The following is a 7,708-nucleotide window of genomic DNA, read 5'->3' on the forward strand; positions in this document are numbered from 1 at the left end:
AGAATGGCCTCGGGGCCGGCCTCGCCCATCAGCCCCATGCCGCCCTGCATCGGAAACAGGGTCGGCGCATTGACGATGCCGCCCGCTGCAAAGGGAAAGACCTTGCCGCCCGCAATCACATTGCCCATCGCATTGGGCAGGATGTTTCCAGCCAGCCCTCCCAGCAGATTGCCAAGCGGCCGCAGCGCCTGCGACAGCGCCAGCCGCGAGAGCGACAGTGCCAGCCCCCTCATCGTGTCCGACAGGCCACGGCCGTGCAGCGCCGCACTGGCAAAGGCCGTGACCAGACGGTTGCCCGCGCTCTCCGCCAGCCGGTCGATGTCCTGCATCTGGGTCCTGAGGCCCTCGGCCTCGCGGCTCAGTCCGTCAAAAGTCTCGCTCATGGCTTATCCGGATAGCGTCGCAACAGGTCGTCGAGGTGATTGCGGCTCAGGGTGTCGCGCCCTGTTGTCGCGAAGGCGGCGGCAATTTCGCGCGGCGTTGCGGCCCAGAAGGCCTCAGGCGGCAGACGCAGCTGGCCAAGCCCCGCCGCCATGTAGGCGGCCCAGGGAAAGCGCCGGCTCATGCTGTTGCCCCGGCGAAGGTGGCGCGGAGCAGGCGCACCACGATGTCTAGAAATCCGGCAGCTCCGCCTGCTGTCGTCATTGCCGCCACCTCCTCATTGCTCACCCCATTGCCGGCACCCCGCAGCCCGGCGCCGATCACGCGGATCGCGTCGGTGGCCGTGATGCGGCCAGCCTCGAAGCGTTCGGCGATCGCGATCAGGTCCTCGCCGCCATAGGCATGTTCGATCTCGGCAAGGGCGCCCAGGGTGAGGCACAGCACATAGCGCCTGCCCGACAATTCGGCCTCGATCTCGCCACGGTGATGATTGGTCATGATCTTCGCCCTCACAGCGCCGTAAAGGCGAGTTCACCGGCCGATTCCAGCGCCAGATCGAAACTCACCTCGCCATCGTGGCGGCCGCTGAATTCGAGGCTCGCGATCTGGAACAGGCCCTCGATCACCCCGAAGTCCGGAACGATGATCTGCCATTCGCGGATGGTGCCGGAAAAGAAATAGCCGCGGATGGTGGCATCTGAGGCCATGTCGCGAAAGATGCCGGAGCCCCGGATCGCAGCCGACTTCATCCCAGCGCCGGTCAGCAGTTCGCGCCATTGCCCGGCTGACTCCTGGTGGGTGATGTCGATCGCACCAGCATTGAAGCTGATCGAATTGCTGCGCAGGCCCGCCACCGTCTGGAAGCTGCCCGTGCCAGTAGCGTCGACCTTCAGCAGCAGATCGCGCCCGCGCTGTGCGCCCATGATGTGCCTCTCCTAAAGTGGTTCCGTCGCGGCGCGCAGCCTCATACGCGCGCCGAATGCAGGGGCGTTGATGCCCCGTGCAACGGTCTGGAAAATAAGCCGCAGGCTCACCAGCCTGTGGCCTTCGACTGCGAGTGCGGCGCCGTCGAGCGCGGCCTCGATCTCGCCTGACAGTTTCTGCGCCAGCGCGCGGCTGCGGCTGTTGGTGCGCACGGCAAGTGTCAGAAAATGCTCATGCGCGGTTTTGTCCGCCGTGCTCCAGTCACGGGTTTCAACCTCCGTGACCTCGATGAAGCACGCCGGCGCGCCGCGTGGCAGCTCTTCATAGACATGCGCCCCGCCCAGCAGCGCGGTCAGCGGTGCATGCGCCAGCAGCGCCGCACGGACGGCCGCCACAACTTCGAGGCCGCCACTCACAGCCGCACCTCGCGGAAGGGTGCGAGCAGCGCCGCAATGCTTGCTGGCAGTTGCGGCGCGCTGTCGTCGCCCCGGTGCGCATACCAATGCCCCACCAGCAGAAGGATCGCCTGCCGCAACGGTTCCGGCACGCTGTCCGGGGTCACGCCGAAACCGGCATCCACGGTGATGCCAATGCCATTGAAGGAACGGCCCGGCGCTGGCCAGGCGGCAATCCCTTTCCGCGCGATCCGCGGCGGCCGCGAGGCGAGGTCCGTTTCATAGAGCTCCGGCCCCACCACCGACTTGCTGCCGTCCGCCGCGAACACCGCCACTTCGGCGATGGTGGCCAGCGGCGCTACAGGCAGCGCCACGATGCCATCCTCCGGCCAGCGGTCTTGAAGGCACAGCCACCGCTGCTTGATGAAGCAGAGTCCCGTCCGTGCTTCCGCCACGCGCCGCGCGGCGGCAATGAGCGCCGCGATGGGCTGGTCCTCCTCGGCATGGCCGATGCGCAGATGCGCCTTGGCCACGGCGAGCGTCACCGGCTCAGTGGCCGGCCCCGCAACGATGATCGCTGGCATGGGTGTATCAGCTCACGCCGAACTTCATCAGCTTTATGGCCTCGAAGTTCTGCACGCCGCCGCCCACGCGCTTGGTCATGTAGAACAGCACATAGGGCTTGGCGGAATAGGGATCGCGCAGCACCCGGAGGCCGATGCGGTCCACCACCAGGTAGCCGCTGGCAAAATCACCGAAAGCCAGCGCGAAGGAATCGGCGGCGATGTCCGGCATCGCTTCCGCCTCGGTGACGGGAAAGCCCATCAGCGTCGCCTTTCCGTCGGGCCGTGCCGCCGGCTCCCAGAGATAACTGCCCGTCGTGTCCTTGAACTTGCGGATGGCACTCTGGGTCTTCCGGTTCATCACCCAGCTGGCATTCTGCCGGTAGCCGATCTTCAGGCTGTAGGCGAGGTCGACCAGCCGGTCGGAGGGGTTGGCGGCGGCAAACGCCCCGGCCACGCCGGTCGCGAGATAGCCGAGGTTGCCCCAGGTCCAGCTGGCGTCCGCAACCTTGGTGTAGTCGAGAAAGCCCTTCGGCCGGTTCACGCCATTGCCGGTCGTGAAGGCGATGCCTTCCTGCTCGGCGAACACCAGTTGCACCTCTTCGGCCATCCACTGGTCGATGTTCACCGCCGCGTCGTCGAGCAGCGTCTGGGTGGCGGACGGCATGGCATAGAGCTCCATCGCCGGGAAGTTCAGCTCGGCGAGCGTGATCGAGGCGGTTTCGGGCCTGGCCGCCGTCTCGCCCACCCAGCCGGTGGCAAGACCATTGGTCGAGAACGGCTTCTTGTAGAGCGAGGCCGACACCTGCCGCACGCTAGAGATCGCCCGGATCGGCGAGTTGGCATAAAGCCTCCGCCCGATCTCGGCCTCCACCTCCGGCGGCACCAGGAAGCCGCCATCAGCGTTGGAGCCCACCGACATCGCCTTGGCTTCGAGCGCCGCAAGGCCATGCGCCTCGCCTTTGCGCACATAGCTGTCGAAGGCCTGCTTGTGCTCGCGCGCCAGCGGCGCCTTATCGGCCTCGCCGGACAGCAGCGGCCGCCGGGCCTTGAGCGTCAGCTCGTCGAGCCGCGCCTTGGCCTCATCCACCGCGCGGTTGATGCGGTCCACCTTCTCGGCGGTCACCACATCGGCGCTCATCCGCGCCTCGATCTGGGCAAGCCGCTCGTCATTGGCTTCCTTGAAAGCCTCGAAGGCCTGCATCATGTCGCCGAAGGCAACCTTGGTCTCCAGTCCAGTGTCCATCATTCATCCCTTTCCATGGTTGAAGAATTTCTCCGCGGCGGCCTTCACATGCGAAACCCGCGCGCCTTCCAGCATCGGGAACGTCACAAGCGAGATTTCCCACAGGTCGATCTCGGTGATGAGCCGCGCCGCCTGGCCGCGGTCACGCCTGGCCTTCAGCGTGCGAAAGCCAATCGACAGGCCATCGAGGCCCTTGCTTTCCAGCAGCGCGAACAGCTCGCGCCCGCGCTGCACATTGCGCTCGAGGCGGCCCGTCACGTAGAGTCCCTTGTCGGTCTCGCGCATCTCGAGCCAGCTTCCCACTGGTTCGGCGGCGTCATGCTGGAACAGCATGCGCACATCGGCGGGCCCGCGCCGCTTGAGCGAACCCGTGAAGGCGCCGGGCATCACGATGTCGCCCGCCTGGTCACGCCGCCCGAACAGGCTGGCATAACCCACGAACACGCCCGAGCCGGGGCACGCGCACAGCGGCTGCCCCAGCCGGTTTTTCTCCCGGCGGGTCTGCATGGTTGTGTTGTCTCCGAATAGAAATGCTGAGGCATCGGCCGGTCATCCGAACGCGCCCGCCTTCGTCCTCTCCCGCAACGCGGGAGAGGAAGGGGCCCCAACGAAGTTGGGGGAGGTGAGGGCCTGGCGCCCCGGATGATGTGAGGAAAACTTTCCCCTCATCTTCCCCATTGCTTCGCAATGGGTCCCCGTCTTCTCCCGCTGAAGAAGCGGGAGAAGACATTGAGGCCGTGACTGGCGGAGCTAAAGCGGAACCAACCGCGAATTAGCCGATGCCCTACCCCTTCGCGCCGTAGCCGACGGCGGCGCGCTTCTCCTCGTCCGAGAGGAAGTCCGCCTTGCCCAGCCTCGCCCACAGCGCCTCGCGGTCGGCAGCCAGCGCCTCCACCTGGTCGAGGTCATGCGCCAGGCGAAACCGCTTCTCGCCGAGAAAGCCGGTCAGCGCCTCGGCCATCCGGCTGGCCATCGGCAGCACGGTCTGGCGCCAGAAGCTGCGGTTCGCCTCCATGAAATTGGCGAAGGTGTTGTCGCCGGGAATGCCGAGCAGCATGGGCGGCACGCCGAAAGCCAGCGCGATTTCGCGCGCCGCGGCGTTCTTGGTTTCGGTGAATTCCATGTCCTTCGGGCTGTAGCCCATCTGCTTCCAGTCGAGCCCGCCCTCCAGCACCATCGGCCGGCCGGCATTGGCCGAGCCCTGGTAGCTCTGTTCGAGCTCCGTCTTCAGCCGCTCGAACTGCTCGGGCGTGAGCTGTCCGTCCGCCGCGCCATAAACAAGGGCGCCCGAGGGCCTCGCCGAATTGTCGAGCATCGCCTTGTTCCAGGCGGAGGCCGCGTTGTGGGTGTCGATGGCGCGGCTTGCCGCCTCGAGCGGCGACAGGCCGTAGTAATCGTTGAGCGGGTTGAACAGCCTGAGATGCAAAACGCCAGCCCGCGCCAGCCGCGCCGATTGTCCGTTGACGGAATACTCATAGGCTTCCGCCCAGCCATTGGCGGACGCCACCGCCTTGATCCGGTCCGGCCGCAGCGCGTGGAGTTCGCGCGGGGCGCCGTCGATCTCCACCTTCTCGACATAGGCGTTGCCGCTCACCAGCAGGAAGCCATAGAGCTGTTCGGCGAATTCGCGGCCCGGCTGGCCGGGGTTTGGCGCGGCGAGCAGGCCCAGCAGCGGGTGATCGCCGATCTCGCGCTGGCCCTCATAGACGAGCCACGGCAGCGAGGCCGCCGCCTCGGCGATCATCCGCACGGCGCGGTAGCCCACCGCATTGGCGGAAAATCCCTCCCGCGCCAGGCTTTCGTAGCTGCGCGGCGTCCATTGCGGCTGACCCAGCTGATGCAGCGCGATCAGCGGCGCCGTGGCGGAGCGCTTGGCCTCCGGCGTGAGCAGCCGTTTCAGTTTCTCGAACATGCTCTCTCCTCAAACCACCCGCACCCGCGGCTCGGCACGCCGCCGCAGCAGCAATTCGCTCACTGCCCACACCAGCGCATCGAGGCGGTCCGGGCTTTTGCCCCCTTCGCCGATGGCGCTGCACATTTCATCTTCAAGTTCAGGAAAGGCTCCCACATGGCGCACCCGCCGCTGCTCATAGAGGGCAGCCACCGGTTCGGCGCGCGCCCGCTTGGCCCGCGTGGCGTGAACCGCGCGGAACGACAGCCCCTGATCGACCTCACGCAAGATCTGCTCCACCATCGCGCCACCCTGGTTCACTTCCGCCACCACGCGGCTGGCTTCGCGCGCATGGTAGAGCGCCACCACCCGCTCGGCCCACTGCATCGGCTTGGCGCGCGCCAGCGAATGATCGTCCAGCACATAGGCGATGCCATCCACACCCAGCCCGGCGCAGACGATGCCGCAGGCATTGGCCTTGCGCCCGTGGCTCGCTGGCGGGTCGACGGCGATCACCACGCGGGTGAGCTCGGGCGCCTGCCGCACACGGCTTTCCTCGATCAGCGCGCGGCGGAACAGCGCGTCCGGATCGTCGTCGATCAGTTCGCCGCCCAGTTCCTGCCGCCCCAGCCTGGTGCCGCCGTAGCGTTCCGTCACATCGGCGAGAAAGCTCCTCGCCAGATGCGCGGCATTGTCAAAAGTCGTGCTCCGCGTCACCGCCGTGGCGGGGTCGGCCAGCAGCGCCTTCAACAGCGGCACCGGCCGCGGCGTCGTGGTGATCACGGCGCGCGGGGCCTCGCCCAGCCGCAGCGCGAAGGCCAGCATGTCCCAGGCCTCCTGGGCGAGCCGCCATTTGGCGAGCTCGTCGCACCAGGCGGCGTCGAATTGCGGTCCGCGCAGGCTGTCCGGCTCATCGGCCGAAAACACCTGGGCGATCGTGCCGTTGGGCCAGGTCAGCAGCCGCTTCGAGGGTTCATAGCACGGCCGCTCGTCTTCCATATGGATGCCGAGCAGGCCGGACTTTCCCTCGATCATCACGGCGCGCGCCTGGGCCAGCGTCGGCCCAACCAGCGCGATGCGCAGCGCCTTCGGCAAGCCGTCCACCCACAGGCCCAGCGCCTGCGCCCGCACCCATTCGGCGCCGGCCCTCGTCTTGCCGGCCCCCCGGCCGCCGAGAATGAGCCAGCTGCGCCAGTCATGATCCTGTGGCGGAATCTGCTGCAGATCCCGGCCCCAGTTGCGCCAGTCCCGGTTCAGCGCCCTCACCTGCCTCAAGCTCAGCTGACGGCTCAGCCAGGCGGGCTCTCCCGGCTGCAAGTTCGCGCTGCAATCCCGCAAGCTTGTCCGCAAGCGCCTCACGCTCGGCGTCATCGAAGCGGCGGTCGTGCTTGCGCCTGGCATTGCGCCGGGCGCGTTCCTTGCGTTCGAGCTCAAGAACCTTCTCCAGCGTGCGCACCAATGTGTTCATGGCGCGGATGTCGCGTTCGCTCGTTGCCGCACTGGCCTCGGCGGTCAGCGTCCCGATCTGCGCCTCGAATTCGCAAAGCCGCTGCTGCAGCAGCGCCTTGAACCGGCTGAGCGTGCCGCGCGTGCCTTGCGGCTTGCGGGATTGCTTGGCCACGCCGCGCAGCGTCCAGCCCTCGGCACGGGCCCGGCAGGCCAGCGCCTGCCGTGTGATCCCGGCATCCGCGGCAATGACCGACACCGCCTCGAGCCCGTCCTCATATCGTTGCCGCACCCGCGCCCAGACGGCCGCGGGCGCCGGTTCATCGCCTGCGCCGCTCATCTCATGACCCAATTGTGGAGTATGCCCTTTCCTACCCGATTGAGCGCGCGCTGTCAAGGACTATTTTCCGCTTACAGGAATTTTCTTTTGCCCTTGCAGCGCCGCGAAGCCGGTCTATTGCTGCCCGGCATGGACATCCGTCAGCTTCAGTATCTTGCCGCCCTGGCACGCGAAAAGCACTTCACCCGTGCCGCGGAGGCCTGCCACGTCACCCAGCCCACGCTGTCCGGGCGCATCCGCCAGCTGGAGGAGGAGCTGGGCGTTCCCATCGTCGAGCGCGGCCAGCGCTTCATCGGCCTGACGCCGGAAGGCGAGCGCGTGCTGAAATGGGCCCATCTGGTGCTCGAGAACTGGCAGTCCCTGCAGCAGGAACTGGCCGTCATCCGCTCGAAGAAGGGCGAGCTGTCGGGCCGCCTCGTCCTCGGCGTCATCCCCTCGGCCCTGCCCATGGTGTCGCTGCTCACCCGCGCCATGGAACAGGCCCACCCGATGGTCGAGTTCACCGTGCTCTCGCAGTCCTCC

Annotated in this window: 11 protein-coding genes and 1 pseudogene; 1 reads left to right on the forward strand and 11 read right to left on the reverse strand. The window is 67.2% G+C overall.

The window, feature by feature from the left end; translation table 11 throughout:
* The 11 genes and pseudogenes from ACILRN_RS14460 to ACILRN_RS14510 all read right to left on the reverse strand — a co-directional run.
* Window positions 1-383: pseudogene (locus ACILRN_RS14460) on the reverse strand (phage tail tape measure protein); the annotation flags it as partial.
* Window positions 380-565, reverse strand: a complete 186-nt coding sequence (locus ACILRN_RS14465; protein ID WP_395689454.1) for a rcc01693 family protein — start codon at window positions 563-565, stop codon at window positions 380-382. The gene ACILRN_RS14465 and the pseudogene ACILRN_RS14460, both read right to left, overlap by 4 nt.
* Window positions 562-879 carry a gene transfer agent family protein gene (locus tag ACILRN_RS14470; RefSeq protein ID WP_395689456.1) on the reverse strand — a complete coding sequence of 106 codons (318 nt, stop codon included), beginning with the start codon at window positions 877-879 and terminating at the stop codon, window positions 562-564. Before ACILRN_RS14470 ends, ACILRN_RS14465 begins: the two co-directional genes overlap by 4 nt.
* An 11-nt stretch (window positions 880-890) precedes the next feature.
* A complete protein-coding gene (locus ACILRN_RS14475; RefSeq protein WP_395689457.1) occupies window positions 891-1,304 on the reverse strand; it encodes a phage major tail protein, TP901-1 family in 414 nt (137 codons plus the stop codon).
* A 12-nt stretch (window positions 1,305-1,316) separates the two neighbouring features.
* Window positions 1,317-1,721 (reverse strand): DUF3168 domain-containing protein, encoded by a 405-nt coding sequence (locus ACILRN_RS14480; RefSeq protein ID WP_395689459.1) that lies wholly within the window; start codon window positions 1,719-1,721, stop codon window positions 1,317-1,319.
* On the reverse strand, window positions 1,718-2,284 hold the full coding sequence (locus ACILRN_RS14485) for a head-tail connector protein (protein ID WP_395689461.1): 567 nt from the start codon (window positions 2,282-2,284) through the stop codon (window positions 1,718-1,720). Before ACILRN_RS14485 ends, ACILRN_RS14480 begins: the two co-directional genes overlap by 4 nt.
* Before the next feature lie 7 nt (window positions 2,285-2,291).
* Window positions 2,292-3,512, reverse strand: coding sequence for a phage major capsid protein (locus tag ACILRN_RS14490; RefSeq protein WP_395689463.1), 1,221 nt, complete (start codon window positions 3,510-3,512; stop codon window positions 2,292-2,294).
* Window positions 3,513-4,016 carry an HK97 family phage prohead protease gene (locus tag ACILRN_RS14495; protein WP_395689465.1) on the reverse strand — a complete coding sequence of 168 codons (504 nt, stop codon included), beginning with the start codon at window positions 4,014-4,016 and terminating at the stop codon, window positions 3,513-3,515.
* Between the two features lie 277 nt (window positions 4,017-4,293).
* The gene (locus ACILRN_RS14500; protein ID WP_395689467.1) at window positions 4,294-5,421 is read right to left on the reverse strand and encodes a phage portal protein; all 1,128 of its coding nucleotides are present in this window, start codon (window positions 5,419-5,421) and stop codon (window positions 4,294-4,296) included.
* 9 nt (window positions 5,422-5,430) lie between these two features.
* On the reverse strand, window positions 5,431-6,666 hold the full coding sequence (locus ACILRN_RS14505) for a DNA-packaging protein (RefSeq protein WP_395689469.1): 1,236 nt from the start codon (window positions 6,664-6,666) through the stop codon (window positions 5,431-5,433).
* Window positions 6,596-7,186, reverse strand: a complete 591-nt coding sequence (locus ACILRN_RS14510; RefSeq protein ID WP_395689471.1) for a hypothetical protein — start codon at window positions 7,184-7,186, stop codon at window positions 6,596-6,598. Before ACILRN_RS14510 ends, ACILRN_RS14505 begins: the two co-directional genes overlap by 71 nt.
* Window positions 7,187-7,279: 93 nt before the next feature.
* Between ACILRN_RS14510 and ACILRN_RS14515 the strand changes: the two genes are divergently transcribed.
* Window positions 7,280-7,708, forward strand: a 429-nt coding sequence (locus ACILRN_RS14515; protein WP_395689473.1) for a LysR family transcriptional regulator, incomplete at its 3' end; no start/stop codon positions are given.

It is taken from the genome of Aestuariivirga sp. (genome assembly GCF_044238155.1).
GTDB lineage: Bacteria > Pseudomonadota > Alphaproteobacteria > Rhizobiales > Aestuariivirgaceae > Aestuariivirga.